The following is a 15,553-nucleotide window of genomic DNA, read 5'->3' as shown; positions in this document are numbered from 1 at the left end:
TTTCCATGGCGATAGGACGAGAGCGCATCATCGATGAGGCTTTGCTGCTGTTGAATGAAGTGGGGATAGACAAGCTATCCACCCGGAAGCTTGCAGAACGGCTTGGCGTTCAGCAGCCGGCGCTCTATTGGCATTTTCGCAACAAGTCTCAGCTGCTGGATGCGATCAATTCAGAAATGCTGCTGCGCTATCATGACGTCCGCGTGCCAAAACCTGGACAGGAATGGGTGTCGTTTACGCTTTCCAACGCCCGCAGCGTCCGCAAGGCGCTGCTCAGCGTGCGTGATGGCGCGCGATTGACCGCAGGCACGCGGCCATCGGTCACCGATTTTGCCGATACCGAAAAGGTGTTGCAGCTCTATGTCGATGCGGGCTTTTCAACCAAGGAGGCGTTTGGCATCGCCATCTGCGTGACGCGCTATGTGGTGGGGTATGTTCTTGAAGAACAGGGCGAGCAAGAGCGAGAACGGATCGAGCAAAACGGCGCCAAAGTCGACTTCGATGCAGAACTTGCTCCCCTCCCTCTGTTGACCGAAGCCTTGGAAACCTTTCGGCAGGTTGGAACGGTCAACACGGAAGACGTCTTCGAGAGCGGTCTTGGATATCTCGTTTCGGGCCTGCAAGACGCATTGCGGCGAAAGCAGTCGAATTAGCCGCTGCTCTCATCCACCAGCGCTGCCTCGCTCAAACCATGACGACACGGCCGCCTCGTATCCGAGCGGCCGTGTGTTTTTCCAGCTATGGTGCGAACCTCAAATATCAAGGCTTGTGAGGACCGCCTTCCGGTCCACGGGGACCACCTTCCGGGCCGCGCGGCGGCTTGCCGGCCGGGCCGAGTGGGTTGGTCTTTCCATCTTCATGAACGATGTAGCTACCGTGAAGGAAGCCGTCATCGAAGCGGCCCTGAACGGTAACGACTTCGTCCTTGTTGACGAGGGTACCGCCCCTGCCCTCCCGTCCCGTTTCTACGAGAGCACGGCCACTTTCATCCTGAATGATGAACTTGTTGCCAAAGATCTCGACCACCTTGCCCTTGATGCTGGTCAGGCTGTCATCCGGCATGGCGGAAATGGCGACGGGGACAATCGGCGCAAGCTCTGCTTTGGGCTGCGTCAGCTTCATGGCGCCGGCACCACCGGCAACGCCGACGGCCAGAATGGCAATGGCGCCGACCGCGAAGGCCGCCACAGACCGCTTCTTCGGATGCGGGTGGACGTGGTTGTTGTCGTCGTGGTGCTTGGTTTCGAGTTCAGGTGTAATAGACATGTCTGGTCTCCTTTGTGATTGGAATGACGCCTTTCTATCAAAGCCCCACCACCGCCAGCCTGAACCATCCCGTTCAGCTTGAGTTAAGCGTCCAACACCATAAGAAAGCCCGATCCCACGGAGTAGAATTCCCTCATGCGTGTTCTTCTTGTCGAAGACGATACCGACCTTGCAGGCCGCATTGCCGGCAGTCTCAGAAACGAAAACTTCGTGGTCGATGTCGCACGCAATGGCGAAGACGGTCAGCACGCGGGCCTGACAGAAGCCTTCGATGTCGCGGTTCTCGATCTCGGCCTCCCCAAGATCGATGGCGTTTCGGTGCTTGCCTCCTGGCGAGATGCAGGCAAGACGTTTCCCGTACTCGTACTGACGGCAAGAGACGGCTGGCCAGACAAGGTGGCGAGCTTCAAAGCGGGAGCCGATGACTTTCTCACCAAACCTTTCAAGGTCGAGGAACTGGTGTTGCGACTGCGCGCTTTGGTTCGGCGCGCCAACAACCATGCCAGCGCGACTGTGACCTGTGGATCGATTACCTTCAACGCCCAGCTTGGAACATTCGAGAAGGACGGCGTTCCCTTGAAGCTCACCGCACTGGAGTGGCGTGTGCTCTCCTGCCTGATCTTGCGCAAGGAGATCATCGTGGACCGGAGCGAGTTGATGGAGCGCGTCTATGATGGCGACGCCGAAGTGGATTCCAACTCCATCGAAGTCATCGTCGCAAGACTGCGCCGGAAGATCGGCGCCGAATATATCGAAACCGTGCGTGGCAGGGGTTACATGATGACGGCCGCATCATGAGATGGCCGTGCCTTTCCCGCCCCACCTCGATTGCTGGACGCCTGACGGCGTTCTCCGCCGCCTTTGTGGCGGGTGCTATTCTCCTTGCATCCGTTATTCTCTGGTTCATCGTTGCCGGAGTCGTCCGCGAGCAGATTGATCAGCGACTGGATACCCAGATCGAAGGTGTGCGCAGCAGCTTGACCGTCAGTGAAAACGGCCAGTTGACAATGGCTTCTCAACTGGACGGACCGCCCTTTGATCGACCGAATTCCGGATGGTACTGGCAGGTGAGATCAGAGACATCGACGCTGTCGTCCCGTTCTCTGGAGCGTCGCGCACTCAAACCCGGCGGTCGCCAGGCGGATTGGCGCGATCTTGCGTCGGCACGACCGCGGCCAGGTGAGACGGAAGACGGCAATGGACGCGGGCTTTACACGCGCACCCTGTCGACACGCATTGACGGCCAGCTGGTGCAGATCACGGCGTCTGCGCCTGAGGCTGCGTTGACCGATCCGGCGTTCCGGTCCCTCATGTGGCTCGTGCCGGCTATGGCGCTGCTCGGTATAACTCTCCTCATCGGAACGTATCTACAGGTGCGGTTCGGCCTCAAGCCGCTCAAGCGCCTGACGACCGATATCGCAGAGGTATCAGCCGGCAATCGCTCAACTCTGCCCGAGGGAGAAGTCGAAGAGTTGAAGCCCGTCGCGACAGAGATCAACCGGCTGATCGCGTTGAACGAAAGGCGACTTGAGGAGGCGCGGATCCATTTTGCCAATATGGCGCACGGGCTGAAAACGCCCGTCGCCAGCCTGACGCTTGGATTGAACGACGACAACGACGCGAGTGGCGGCTTGAGAAATCTCGTCCTGCGTATCGATCGTCGAATCCGGCATCATCTTGCCGACGCGCGAAAGTCCACGGCAGGGCAGCCTTCCGATCGGCACGTCTTGCTTCGCCCCCGTCTCGACGACCTCATCCTCGTTCTCTCGAACATTTATCGCGACAAGGCTTTGTCGGTTCGTTGCGAAGTCGAGGACCGCGCGGGCATTCGCTGCGATCCGGAGGACGTGGACGAAATTCTTGGCAACCTGCTGGACAATGCGTTCAAATGGGCTTCTACCGCCGTAACAGTCACTTCCACGCGAACAGGCGGCCTTGTCGCGATCACGATTACCGACGACGGCCCGGGCATTGCCGAAGACAGGATCAACGAGGCTTTCCAGCCGGGTATGCGGCTGGATGAGAGTGTACAGGGCAGCGGCTTCGGTTTGGGGATATCAAAGGAAATTGTCGAACTCTATGGCGGTACTGTTACGCTCCAGAACAGCAAAAACGGTTTTCAGGCCATTGTAACGCTTCCGGTCTCCCGAACTGGATCGTCATAAGAAATTTTCCACCGGTGCAACCGAAAGCTGGTCAATCTCGTTGTTCGCATGGATTTGAAAGGCTTCGACGACAACTGCGCTGGATAAGGCGACAGAAGCATCGAAGTTTGTTTAACAATTACGAAAATGTAAGTTGCCAAGTACCATTGTGGTATCTGAGTATGAACTGAAATATTCCGGTTGGGGTGACAGCCGATCCTCTCTTGTTTTGAACTTAAGCTATTCATTTTGCAGCGCATCAAGGCATTCTTGAAATGACGAGTTCCCTTCCTGAACCTTCCATCCCGACAACGAAAAGCAAGTCAGATACCGGCACACCTCATTTGAGCAAAATGGTGGACGCTGCTCCTGGAGCGCCCGGCATCGACGCGCGCTGGACATCAAGTGCTAAAAACGGCATTGGCACCGCACTCTCCAAACATTCGCGTGTCTGGTTCACCTTGAGCCACGGCGTTCTCAACGAAATTTACTATCCCCGCGTCGACAGCGCCTGCACACGCGATTTCGGTTTCGTCGTCACCGGCAATGACGGTTACTTTTCCGAGGAAAAGCGCGATTGCGAAACCGAAACCAGGACAATCGCCCCTGGGATTCCTGCCTTCTCCATCATCAACACCGCGCGAGATGGGCGCTATAGGATCGAGAAGCAGGTGGTGACAGATCCGTCTCGTGCCTGCGTGCTGCAGCGTGTCCGCTTCACGGCACTCAAGGGCGAGGTGGGTGACTACAGGGTCACCGCCCTGCTCGCTCCCCATCTGGTCAATGCCGGACAACTGAACTCGGCATGGATTAGCGAGTTCGAGGACAAGGCCGTGCTGTTCGCCACCGGCCGCTCACGTTATCTGGCGCTCATCTCCGACACGCCATGGCGCGCTGTCAGCGCAGGTTTTGTCGGCGTTTCGGATGGCTGGCGGCAGTTGAAACAACATGGGCGCATTGCCGATCAATACCAGCGTGCCGATGACGGCAACGTGGCACTGGCAGGTGAGATCGATTTCACCGGTGCGTGCCAGGAAGCGACGATGGCCATCGGTTTCGGTCAAACGGAATTCGAGGCAGCCGCAGCAGCAGCGGGCAGCCTCAAGGACGGGTTTGAAAAGGCACAACAGCACTATGTTGCCAACTGGCAGGCCTGGCAGCAAAAGCTCATCCCGCTGGATCGCCAGGAGCAGGCCGGCGTGAATGCCTACCGCGTATCAACCGCCGTTCTCGCCTCGCACAGGGCAGCGGATCGGGCGGGCGCCGTGGTTGCCAGCCTCTCCATTCCGTGGGGCTTCTCCAAAGGCGATGACGACCTTGGCGGCTACCATCTCGTCTGGCCCCGTGATCTGGTAGAGACGGCTGGCGGATTTCTGGCAGCAGGTGATGCGGAGGAAGCGATCGCAATCCTCGACTATCTGCGCCATGTTCAACAGCCTTCCGGTCGCTGGCCGCAGAATCTATGGCTCGATGGGAAACCCTATTGGCCAGGCATACAGATGGATGAGTGCGCCTTTCCTATCCTGCTCACCGACATGCTGCGACGGCTGGGTCATCTTGATGCCAAGGCACAGAAGCGCTTCATGCCAATGGTGCGAAACGCGGCGAACTACATCCTGACAAACGGTCCCACAACCTGCGAGGATCGGTGGGAAGAGGATGCAGGCTATAGTCCCTTCACTCTTGCCGTCGAAATCGCCGCGCTGCTTGCAGCGGCCGATTTGCTCTCGCTTGACGGCGACGATGTGGCTGCCAATCATCTGCGCGAAACCGCTGACTGCTGGAACGAACAGATCGAACAATGGACCTTTGCCGGCGAGAAAAATTTCTGCGAAGCCCTTGGAATCTCAGGTCATTATGTCCGCATCGCGCCGCTAGGCACGACGGATGAGGCAAGAGCCTCAGGCAACACGGAAATCCGCAATCAGACGCCCGACCGGGCACTGTTGCCGACAGCCGACGTGCTCAGTCCGGATGCCTTGGCTCTCGTCCGTTTCGGCCTGCGCGCGCCCGACGATCCGCATATTCTCGACACCATCCAAGCCATCGATCACAGCCTGCGCGCCGATCTGCCACAGGGATCGCTCTGGTATCGCTACACCGGCGATGGCTATGGCGAGCATGAAGATGGCGCCCCCTTCGATGGTACAGGCAAGGGCCGGCCTTGGCCGCTATTGGCTGGCGAACGCGCGCATTACGAACTTGCTGCAGGCCGGCGTGAAGCCGCCGAAGCGCTTCTGGGAACGCTCGAGAAATCGGCGGGCTATGGCGGGCTTTTCCCTGAGCAGGTCTGGGATGGACCGGATCTGCCCGAGAAGGAGCTCTTTCTCGGTCGCCCGTCGGGGAGCGCCATGCCACTCGTCTGGGCCCACTCCGAGCATATCAAGCTTCTGCGATCGCTGAAGGATGGCACCGTGTTCGATATGCCGCCACAGGGCGTCGAGCGCTACATCAAGAACAAGACAGGGTCGCAGTTACGCATCTGGCGTTTCAACAACCGCCTGTCATCGGTCCCCGTTGGCAAGATGCTTCGACTGGAAACCGAGACGAACGCGTTGGTGCATTGGAGCGCGGACGACTGGGTCAGCACTTCCGATACGCCAATGGTACCATCGGGACTTGGCACCTATTGCGCCGACCTGCCTGTCCAGCATGAAGACGCAGGAAAAACGATTGTCTTTACCTTCTATTGGCCAGACAGCGGAACGTGGGAAAACACCAACTTTACCGTTCACGTCGTGGATGAATCAGGTGATTCAGCCCGCATCGAAAATGGAGAATGAGATGCAAATTGCAATGGTAGGCCTCGGCCGTATGGGCGCCAACATGGTTCGCCGCCTCCTCAAACAGGGTCATGACTGCGTCGTCTTCGACGTTAATGCGGACAATGTCGCGGCGCTCGTCAAAGAAGGCGCGAAGGGCGCTTCCTCGGCTGAGGATCTCATCTCCAAACTCGAAAAGCCGCGCGCCGTGTGGCTGATGCTGCCGGCAGCCATCACCCCGAAGATCGCGCGGGATTTTGCTTCAAAGCTCGAGAACGGAGACGCCATTATCGATGGCGGCAACTCGCTTTATCATGAGGCGATCAATCTCTCCGCGGAGTTCGCACCGTTGGGCATCGACTTCATCGACGTCGGGACATCGGGTGGCGTCTGGGGCCTGGAGCGTGGTTACTCGCTGATGATCGGGGGCCCGAAGGCCGCCGTACAGCGTCTCGATCCGATCTTTGCTTCTCTCGCACCGGGTGCCGGGCAGAACATTGCGGAGGATCCGGAAACCGGCACAGCTCCAAGAGGCTATCTTCATTGCGGTCCGGCCGGCGCCGGCCACTTCGTCAAGATGGTGCATAACGGCATCGAATATGGAGTCATGGCAGCTTATGCCGAAGGCTTGAACATCCTGAAAGCCGCCAACGCCGGGAATAGCGAGCGCGAGGTCGATGCAGAAACGGCGCCGCTCGCCAATCCACAATATTATCGTTTCGATGTCGATCTGCCCGCTGTGACAGAAGTTTGGAGACACGGTTCGGTCATTGGTTCATGGCTGCTGGATCTGACGGCTGAGGCTCTGAAACAGGATCCGCATCTCGAACACTATGACGGCCGCGTATCGGATTCCGGCGAAGGCCGTTGGACGTTGCAGGCCGCCGTAGAAACGGGTGTACCCGCCCCGGTTCTCGCCTCGGCGCTCTTTGAACGCTTTTCCTCGCGCGGTGAGGCACAGTTTGCTGGCAAGGTGCTATCGGCCATGCGCCACGCCTTTGGCGGCCATCTGGAAAAAGCCAAGTAAGGCGGGAAAAAAAGCCATGGCACAGGAACAGTCCGACGTATTGGTGGTGTTCGGTGCCACCGGTGATCTCGCGCACAAGATGATCTTTCCCTCGCTCTATGCGATGGTGAAGCGCGGCGCACTCAACACGCCCATCATCGGCGTGGCCTTTGACGACTGGACGCGCGATCAGCTGATCGCGCGTGCCAAAGACGCTGTGTCGAAACACGTTGACACCATCGATGAGGCTGCTTTCTCAAAGATGGCGGAAAAGTTGTCCTACGTCTCCGGCGATTACCGCAGCCAGTCGACATTTGACAAACTGAAGCAGGCGCTGGCAGGACATCAAAACCCGCTTTATTATCTCGCAATCCCTCCGTCCCTGTTCGAGACAGTCGCCGATGGTCTTGATCAGGCCGGCATCGCCAAGAACGCCCGGCTTATGGTGGAAAAGCCGTTTGGGCGCGACCTTGCTTCGGCCAAGAAGCTGAACGACGTGCTGCACAAGGTGTTCGAGGAAGATGCGATTTTTCGCATCGACCACTTCCTCGGCAAGGAAGCCATTCAGAATCTTCTGTATTTTCGCTTTGCCAACAGCTTCCTTGAGCCCGTCTGGAACCGAGATCATGTGGAGAGCGTGCAGATCACCATGGCCGAGGATTTCGGCATTAAAGGGCGAGGCAAATTTTATGACGAAGTGGGCTGCATCCGCGATGTGATCCAGAACCATCTCGTCAACGTCCTCCTGCTCCTCACCATGGAGCCGCCGGCGTCGGGTGCCTCCGACGATCTCGTGGACGAGAAGGTGCAGGTGCTGAAAGCCATGCCGCCGCTGTCGAAAGAAGACGTGGTGCGCGGCCAGTTCGAAGGCTATACCGACGAGCCCGGCGTGGCCCCGTCATCGCCGACGGAAACCTTCGCTGCCGTTCGCTTCCGGGTTGCGACGTGGCGCTGGAATGGGGTGCCGTTCTTCATACGCGCCGGCAAGAACCTGCCCGCCCACGCCACCGAAGTGGTCGTCCGCTTCAAGCGCCCTCCCGTGGCGCTCTTCGATGACGTTACTGATACACCGGCCAACTACATCCGCTTCCGCCTCGGCCCGGATATCTCCATCGGCGTGGGAGCGCGCCGCAAGGCGGCCGGCGAAAAAATGAAGGGTGAGGCGGTCGAACTCACGGCGCTTGATGACGGCATCGGCGACATGGCCCCATATGAGCGGTTGATCGGCGACGCCATGGCCGGTGATCGGCAACTGTTCACCCGGCAGGATGCCGCGGAATTGGCATGGAAGATTGTCGAGCCGATCCTGGACGACAAGACCATTCCACCGACTTACAAGCCGGGGACATGGGGACCAACCGAGATGGAGAATTTCGCGCCGCCTGGAGGCTGGGTGGACCCCGCCTGACCATTGGAGAAAATATATATGACACAAGATATTTCAGAGACCAAAGATCGCGTTGTCCTGTCCATCGATATCGGCGGCAGCCACGTCAAAATCCTTTCCAGCGCAGGTGGTGAGGAAAAGAAGGCGGAAAGCGGAAAGACCATGACCGCCTCCGACATGGTCGAGGCCGTGAAGGCCATGGCGAAGGGCATGAAATACGACGTCATCTCGATGGGTTATCCCGGCCCCGTTGTTCATAACAAGCCGCTTCGCGACCCTGCAAACCTTGGCGATGGCTGGGTTGGGTTCGACTACGAGGCAGCCTTTGGTCATCCCGTTCGCATCGTCAACGACGCCATGATGCAGGCGATCGGCTCCTATAAAGGTGGCCGTATGCTGTTTCTTGGCCTCGGCACCGGGCTTGGAGCGGCGATGATCGTGGAAAACGTCGCGCAGCCGATGGAGATCGCCCACCTGCCCTATCGCAAGCGCAAGAGCTACGAGCATTACGTCAGCGAAGCCTACCGCGAGAAGAAGGGCCACAAGAAGTGGCAGAAGCGGGTCTTCGACGTGGTCGAAGCTCTGACTGACGCCCTTGAGCCGGACTATGTGGTCATCGGTGGCGGCAATGTGGAGAAACTCGATTCACTGCCGCCCAAGTGTCGTAAAGGCGACAATACCCTTGCCTTCGAAGGCGGTTTTCGCCTTTGGAGGGACAAGAAGCTCATCGCCTGACTCAAAGGCGGTTTCAGATCAAATGTGGCCGCTGCTCGCGCGAATGCGAAGCCCCTGCTTATCGAAGAATCTAGCGTCGTCAGGATCGAATGATACGGAGATCGTTTGACCGATATTTGCCACCGGACCGGTTCCGCCCTGGACGACAAGCGGGAGGCCACGGCCAAGATGTCCATAGAGGTAAGTGGCGCCCCCGAGAAACTCGGTAAAGTCAACCGTCATTTCGAGCGCAGGCTCGCCAGTTCGAGCAGGCCGTATATGTTCAGGTCGGATTCCGAGCTGCAACTCGCCTCGAGCTGGCAAGGCTTGAGGAACCGAAGTTGGCATGCGCTGCTCACCAATGACTAGCGCCCCCTCCTCGAACTTGGCACTGATGATATTCATCTTCGGGCTACCGATGAAGCCAGCAACGAAGAGATTATCCGGATCGTGATAGAGATCGAAGGGAGATCCCACCTGTTCGATACGACCAGATCTCAGGACGACGATCTTGTCCGCAAGTGTCATGGCTTCGGTCTGATCATGCGTGACGTAGATCATCGTGTTGCCGAGCTGCTTGTGGAGCTTGGCAATCTCAATGCGCATGCCGACGCGGAGCTCCGCGTCCAAGTTTGACAAGGGCTCGTCGAACAGAAAGACTTCAGGATTACGGACGATGGCGCGGCCGATAGCCACACGCTGGCGCTGGCCACCGGATAGCTGACCCGGTCGCCGATCGAGCAGAGGCGTAAGATGCAGAACCTCAGCCGCGCCCTGAACCAATCGTTGAACTTCGTCTTTCGGGCGATGCGCCATTTTAAGGCCGAACCCCATGTTCTGCGCCACGGTCATGTGCGGATAAAGCGCATAGGACTGAAACACCATGGCGATGCCGCGGTCTGAGGGATCGGCTTCCGTCACATCCCGCCCGCCAATGAGAATCTCTCCCTGGCTGGTATCCTCGAGGCCTGCGATCAGCCGCAGAAGTGTCGACTTTCCACAACCGGATGGGCCGACAAAGACCACGAATTCGCCTGCGGCAATTTTCAGGTCGATATCATGTATGACATCCACCGCGCCGAAGCTCTTGGAGACCCCCTTCAGTTCGACCCCGCTTGTGCGGACTGAAGCCGCGGCGGCCGGTTGCGTATTGTTCACATTCATCACAAGCCCTCCTTGCGGATCCAGACCAGCATTTCGCCGGGCGCACGGTTGTCCCAAAGATGATAGGGCACTGCGCGGATCTCCACCTCCTGCCGCCGCGGCGCAGCGATGGAATAAAGCTGATCGTCGCCGGTGCTTTCTCGAACCCCGTCGGTCACCAAGGCCGGAACGCCACCAAGCTCTTCCACCGCCTCGCAGTGGAACGCGCTTTCTGGACGCAGCAACACGGAATTTAAATCGTCGCCATTGTCGACACCTTCCAGGCAGTAAACGAGTGGCCCGCGCTGAAGCGCCACCCGTCCCTGGTCGTTACCGACCTTTGGATGGGCTTGTACCTCCTGTACCGGCATTTCCAAGTCCAGTTCAACGACGTCGCCAGCCTGCCAAAGGCGATTGAGCCTTGCATATCCTTTATCTTCGATGGCGGCGATCTCGACCGGTTGACCGTTGACACGGATAGTCGCGTTTGGCGTCCAGCCGGGAACCCGCAAGGCCAACGTGAACTGCATCGCCTCTTCCGGCTTCAATGTCAGCCGAATATTGCCGCCGAGGGGGTAAATCGTTTCCTGCCGGATATTGATTGGTTGCCCTGCCACTTGCAGATCGGCCGCGCTATCGCAGTAAAGATGGACCGCAATTTCGTCATCTGCCTCTCCGTACATGTAGGTGCCAACAGAAGAGACGAGCCTCGCGATGTTGGGAGGGCAGCAAGGGCACCGGTGCCAATTCCAGCGGTGGTGCGCGCCGCGGCTTTCCAAGGGGTTGTCATAGAAGAACTGAGTGCCGTCGAGCGACAGGCCGACGAGGGCGCCATTGTAGAGAGCCCGCTCCATAACATCCGCGTAGGCGCGATCAGGGCCAAGGCCGAGCATGCGATTGGCCCAGAAGACCAGAGCAACTGCGGCACAGGTCTCGGCGTAGGCCGTCTCATTTGGCAGATCATAGTCGAAGGTGAGCCCTTCATTGTGTGCCGAAGGGCCGAAGCCTCCCGTGACATACATGTTCTTGCGGGTGAGATGACCCCATATGGCCTCGAGCGCCGGTTTCAGGCTGTCGTCGCCATATTCCGTGGAAACATCGGCCATGCCGGAATAGAGGTAGGCAGCACGAACCGCATGGCCCACCACGTGACGCTGATTGCGCACCGGCTCATGACTCTGGGAGTATTCATATGTTCCAAAATGATAGTCCGAGGGATCTTTGCCACGCTCTCGCGCTTCACGGTCGTAATAGTGTTCTCCGCCGGGCCGCTGCCCACGTTCGTCTACGAAGAAGCGTGCAAGATCGATATAGCGTTGCTCGCCGGTGGCACGTCCGAGCTTGATCAATGCCAGTTCGATTTCCGGGTGCCCGCAATATCCGGGCTTTTGTCCCTCACCCGGACCGAAGACGTCCCCAATATGATCCGCGTAACGCGCCAGAATATCCAGGAATCTGCGTTTACCGGTAGCATAAAAATAGGCAACGGCACCTTCCATGAGGTGGCCGGCATTGTAGAGTTCATGGCAATCGCGCAGATTGGTCCAGCGCTTGCCCGGCTCGATACGCTGATACCACGAATTAAGATAGCCATTGCTGTCCTGTAGCCTGCCATAGGCCTCCACAATCTCATCAATGCGGGCTTCGAGTGCGGCATCTGGTTTGTACAACAGCGTATAGGCGGCAGCCTCGATACTCTTGCCGAAGTCTGAATCCCAGAACATTTGCGTGCTAACTGTGTCATTCCCCTGTTGGTACGGGATGCGCAGACCGGGATTAGGTCGGTCTGGGTCCACCTGATCCAGCATGCCCGCCTCTATGCATCGATCGAGCAATGTGTGAGCCGTCTTGTCAGCAATCGTCTGGATGCGCGGGCCGAAGAACCCTCCCACGCGAACCCGGTCCACTGCCGGTGGGCGGAAGAGCGAATTGGCGGATGTATTGTCGGCGCGTGAAACTGAAGTGTTCATGTTGGTTTCCTTCGAGGAATTGAGAGGAGGCTCACTTCACCGCGCCGGCCGTCAGGCCGCGGATGTAAAAGCGCTGCAAGGTGACAAAGAGTAGGAGGCAAGGGATCATCATTACGGTGACGCCGGCTTGCACGGCGCCCCAATCGACCGAGCCATAGTGACCTGATCGTACGGCAGTAACGAGAACGGGAAGCGTGTAGCGATCCTGATCCGTGAGAAAGACAAGCGCGGCAAGAAACTCGTTCCAAGCATTGAGAAAGGCAAAGATGCCAACCGAGACGATGCCGGGAAGGACGAGCGGTCCTGACACGTAAATGAGCGAACGTAGGCCCTTGACGCCATCGACGCGTGCCGCCTCCTCGATCTCTTTTGGCACGGCGTCGAAAGCGTTGCGCATCATGAAGACTGAGAAAGGCAGTTGGAGGGTGACATAGATCAGAACGAGGCCGCTCAGCGTATTCTGCAGGCCGAGCTTCGCCAAAATCAAGAAAAGTGGCGTCAAAATCGACTGAAACGGTACCATCATGGTCGAGAGGACCAGCAGGAAAGCAAGTGACTTCAGTGGAAAACGGAACCTGGAAAAGCCGTAACCGGCGAAGACCGAGATCAAAATCGTGAGGATTGCCGTTCCCGCCGCCACGAAAAGGCTGTTGCCCGCATAGTGCAGTATACCCGAACCGAAATCTTCCAGTCTTTGATAACTGCACAGGCAAAGCCCACTTAAGGAAAACAAGCCGCTTCCTGCGGATGGTTGGGCGTGGAAAGACGCAATCAAAACAAGCACGATAGGCGCGAGAAAGAGCAGCGCGATCAGAATGCAGGTCACATGGAATAGGATTTTGTAGAGCCTCGTCTGGCCCGCCCTGCGGCGATAAGCAGGCTTCGTTGTCATTGCGTCTAGCACCGTCATCTTGGTTCGTCCTCACGCAAGAGCCTGAGCTGGATGGCACTCAGCACGAGCAGGATCACCAGCAGCACCATGGAAAGCGCTGCACCGTAACCGAGGCGGAAGGAAACAAATGACTGACTGAAAATCCAGTAGACTGCTGTTACCGTGCTGTTCTGTGGTCCTCCTGCTAGGATGATGTAGAATTGATCGAAAGCCAGCATTGAGCCCGAGACGCATAGGATGAGCGCCAGTGCGAAAGGCCGACGCAAGAGCGGCACGACGATGAAGCGGAACCTCTGAAAGGCATTGGCACCATCAATTCGAGCTGCTTCGATGAAATCGGTGGGGATGGCCTGCAGGCCGCTCATCAAGATGACCATGTAGAAGCCGGCCATTTTCCACAGCACCATCGCGGTGACGGACCAGAAGGCTGGCGTGAATGTGGCGAGCAGGTTGACGCGACCTTGAGTCAATCCCAGCTCTTCGGCCAGAGGCGAAAAAAGGCCGGTATCGACATTGGAAAGCCAGCTCCATAATAGACTTGCCGAGGCAAAACCGATGACCACCGGCATGAAGAAGGCTGTGCGGTAGACGCCTGAGAAGGGCCGGTCCTTTTCTACCAGCAGAGCCAGCGATAGACCGAGAGCCAGAAGTCCGATCGTCGCAGCGATGGTGTAGCGGATGGTGAAGGCAAGCGCGTTCCAGAAGTTTCTATCGTTCCAGAGAGCCTTGTAGTTTCCAAATCCAATCCAACGGGGCAACCCCAGGAGCGGCCAGTTGTGAAGCGACATCCACGCCGTCATGCAAAGCGGCAATAGGAAGAACACCAGCACAAGTGCAAGCGCAGGCGCAACGTAAAGCAGACCCTTCCAGTCGCGGCGACGCTTGCGCCGAGGGCGCAGATGAGCGTTCGGCGCACCTCTAGCAGGCGCCGCTATTTGGTCCGACATGAATGTTTCCTCCAATGGCATTAACGAGGCGGAGGAAACCTCCGCCTCTTGATCGTCCGCTGCGATTAAGGGGCGGTGTCAACGATGGACTGCATGGTGCTTTGGGCCGTCTGGATGGCCGGCTCGATGGAGTCCGGCGTTCCGAAGAATGCCGTGTTCAACATGGTGATCCATGGCCCGTTGGCAGAGTTGAACAGATCGTTGAAAACGGTCGTGTAAGGCGTCTTGCCTTTCGCCATCGCTTCGGCGGCAATGAGGTAGCGGGAATCCAGACCCTCGAGGGCGTCCTTGGCGATGTCACTGCGGATTGGCAGCGAACCATTGCGCGCGAGAAGTTTCTGACCTTCCAGCGAATAGGAGAATTGCAGGAACGCCTTCACCGCTTCCATTTTCTTTGTGCCTTTCGACACCACGAAGTTGTCGCCTCCTGCGAAGGAAGAGGAACCGCCGTCCTTGCCAGGAAGCGGCGTCACGCCATATTCAAGGTCGGGACTTTGTGTTGCAAGAGCGCCGATCGCGAAGGAGCCTGACGGCGTGATGCCGATCTTGCCCGTAGCGAAGGCTGCGAAAAAATTCGAGCCGGTATCGGTCTGCGCACCGGCAGGGACGAGCTTGTCACGCACCATGCCCTGATAGAACGCGATAGCGTCGCGCATTTGCGGCGTATCGAGCGTGACCTGACGGCCATCTGCCGAGAAGATATCTGCGCCGGACGCCCAGATCAGAGGCGTGAAGGTGAAGATGTTGCAGCCGCCGCAATTACCGGAAAAGTAAAAGCCCTTGATGTCGCCTCCCAGCGCATTGACCTTCTCGGCTGCGGAGCGAATTTCCGCCCATGTTTTCGGTCCCTTTTCGGGATCCAAACCCGCCTGTTTGAATAACTTCTTGTTCCAGATGAGAACGGAGCCATCAGCCGAGAACGGCAGACCATAGATATGATCCTGATAGGTTCCGACCGAGATGTGCGCCTTCGACAACGCGTTGAAATAGGGGAGCGATTTTGCGAAATCAGTGAGGTCCTCCAATTGTCCTGCCGCAGCGAAAGCCGGGGTGTAGATCAGGTCGAGGGAGAGGGCATCCGGCGCGGTGCCGCCCGCGGTCGCAACGGCGTATTTCTGGACCAGTTCGTTTACGGGAACGATCTGCAAGTCCGCGTGGTGTTCTTTCTGACTGGCGTTGAATGCATCGACGAGCTTCGGCATGAAGGTCGAGCTGTCGGAGCGGGTCCACAGCGAAAAATTCTCGGCGTTGACTGTTGCGGGCAAGGCAAGTGCGGCAGCCACAAGACCGCTCAACCCAAATATCCAATGTCTCATGTCCAT

Annotated in this window: 13 protein-coding genes; 7 read left to right on the top strand and 6 right to left on the bottom strand. The window is 58.0% G+C overall.

All coding sequences use genetic code 11. The features are described from left to right. The first annotated feature begins 5 nt into the window (after nucleotides 1-5). A complete protein-coding gene (locus tag PVA19_RS12515; RefSeq protein WP_274102712.1) occupies nucleotides 6-653 on the top strand; it encodes a TetR/AcrR family transcriptional regulator C-terminal domain-containing protein in 648 nt (215 codons plus the stop codon). Between the two features lie 106 nt (nucleotides 654-759). On the opposite strand, the gene PVA19_RS12510 is transcribed toward PVA19_RS12515, so the two are convergent. Next, nucleotides 760-1,266, bottom strand: a complete 507-nt coding sequence (locus tag PVA19_RS12510; protein ID WP_274102710.1) for a hypothetical protein — start codon at nucleotides 1,264-1,266, stop codon at nucleotides 760-762. A gap of 135 nt (nucleotides 1,267-1,401) precedes the next feature. On the opposite strand from PVA19_RS12510, the gene PVA19_RS12505 reads away from it, so the two are divergent. From PVA19_RS12505 to PVA19_RS12480, 6 genes are all read left to right on the top strand, one after another. Further along, on the top strand, nucleotides 1,402-2,064 hold the full coding sequence (locus PVA19_RS12505) for a response regulator transcription factor (RefSeq protein WP_062442305.1): 663 nt from the start codon (nucleotides 1,402-1,404) through the stop codon (nucleotides 2,062-2,064). Continuing rightward, nucleotides 2,061-3,431, top strand: coding sequence for a sensor histidine kinase (locus PVA19_RS12500; RefSeq protein ID WP_274102706.1), 1,371 nt, complete (start codon nucleotides 2,061-2,063; stop codon nucleotides 3,429-3,431). Before PVA19_RS12505 ends, PVA19_RS12500 begins: the two co-directional genes overlap by 4 nt. 332 nt (nucleotides 3,432-3,763) lie before the next feature. Further along, nucleotides 3,764-6,193 (top strand): glucan 1,4-alpha-glucosidase, encoded by a 2,430-nt coding sequence (locus tag PVA19_RS12495; protein ID WP_274102704.1) that lies wholly within the window; start codon nucleotides 3,764-3,766, stop codon nucleotides 6,191-6,193. A gap of 1 nt (nucleotide 6,194) precedes the next feature. Continuing rightward, nucleotides 6,195-7,199, top strand: a complete 1,005-nt coding sequence (gene gnd, locus PVA19_RS12490) for a phosphogluconate dehydrogenase (NAD(+)-dependent, decarboxylating) (protein ID WP_062597962.1) — start codon at nucleotides 6,195-6,197, stop codon at nucleotides 7,197-7,199. A gap of 16 nt (nucleotides 7,200-7,215) precedes the next feature. Further along, on the top strand, nucleotides 7,216-8,586 hold the full coding sequence (zwf, locus tag PVA19_RS12485) for a glucose-6-phosphate dehydrogenase (protein WP_274102701.1): 1,371 nt from the start codon (nucleotides 7,216-7,218) through the stop codon (nucleotides 8,584-8,586). An 18-nt stretch (nucleotides 8,587-8,604) separates the two neighbouring features. Next, the gene (locus PVA19_RS12480; protein WP_112520375.1) at nucleotides 8,605-9,300 is read left to right on the top strand and encodes an ROK family protein; all 696 of its coding nucleotides are present in this window, start codon (nucleotides 8,605-8,607) and stop codon (nucleotides 9,298-9,300) included. Between the two features lie 18 nt (nucleotides 9,301-9,318). On the opposite strand, the gene PVA19_RS12475 is transcribed toward PVA19_RS12480, so the two are convergent. The 5 genes from PVA19_RS12475 to PVA19_RS12455 all read right to left on the bottom strand — a co-directional run bounded on the left by PVA19_RS12475 (nucleotide 9,319) and on the right by PVA19_RS12455 (nucleotide 15,547). Beyond that, complete coding sequence (locus tag PVA19_RS12475; protein WP_062426730.1) at nucleotides 9,319-10,443, bottom strand: ABC transporter ATP-binding protein; 1,125 nt, start codon at nucleotides 10,441-10,443, stop codon at nucleotides 9,319-9,321. After that, complete coding sequence (locus tag PVA19_RS12470) at nucleotides 10,443-12,392, bottom strand: glycoside hydrolase family 127 protein (RefSeq protein ID WP_274102698.1); 1,950 nt, start codon at nucleotides 12,390-12,392, stop codon at nucleotides 10,443-10,445. Before PVA19_RS12470 ends, PVA19_RS12475 begins: the two co-directional genes overlap by 1 nt. Before the next feature lie 31 nt (nucleotides 12,393-12,423). Continuing rightward, nucleotides 12,424-13,284, bottom strand: a complete 861-nt coding sequence (locus tag PVA19_RS12465; RefSeq protein ID WP_062598052.1) for a carbohydrate ABC transporter permease — start codon at nucleotides 13,282-13,284, stop codon at nucleotides 12,424-12,426. A 14-nt stretch (nucleotides 13,285-13,298) separates the two neighbouring features. After that, nucleotides 13,299-14,231 carry a carbohydrate ABC transporter permease gene (locus tag PVA19_RS12460; RefSeq protein ID WP_274102697.1) on the bottom strand — a complete coding sequence of 311 codons (933 nt, stop codon included), beginning with the start codon at nucleotides 14,229-14,231 and terminating at the stop codon, nucleotides 13,299-13,301. A gap of 65 nt (nucleotides 14,232-14,296) precedes the next feature. Further along, complete coding sequence (locus PVA19_RS12455) at nucleotides 14,297-15,547, bottom strand: ABC transporter substrate-binding protein (protein ID WP_112359797.1); 1,251 nt, start codon at nucleotides 15,545-15,547, stop codon at nucleotides 14,297-14,299. Nucleotides 15,548-15,553: the final 6 nt, after the last annotated feature.

This window comes from Agrobacterium sp. CNPSo 3708 (assembly GCF_028674915.1).
In the GTDB taxonomy this organism is placed as follows: Bacteria; Pseudomonadota; Alphaproteobacteria; order Rhizobiales; family Rhizobiaceae; genus Agrobacterium; species Agrobacterium cavarae.
This window is presented reverse-complemented; position numbering and strand designations above follow the sequence as displayed.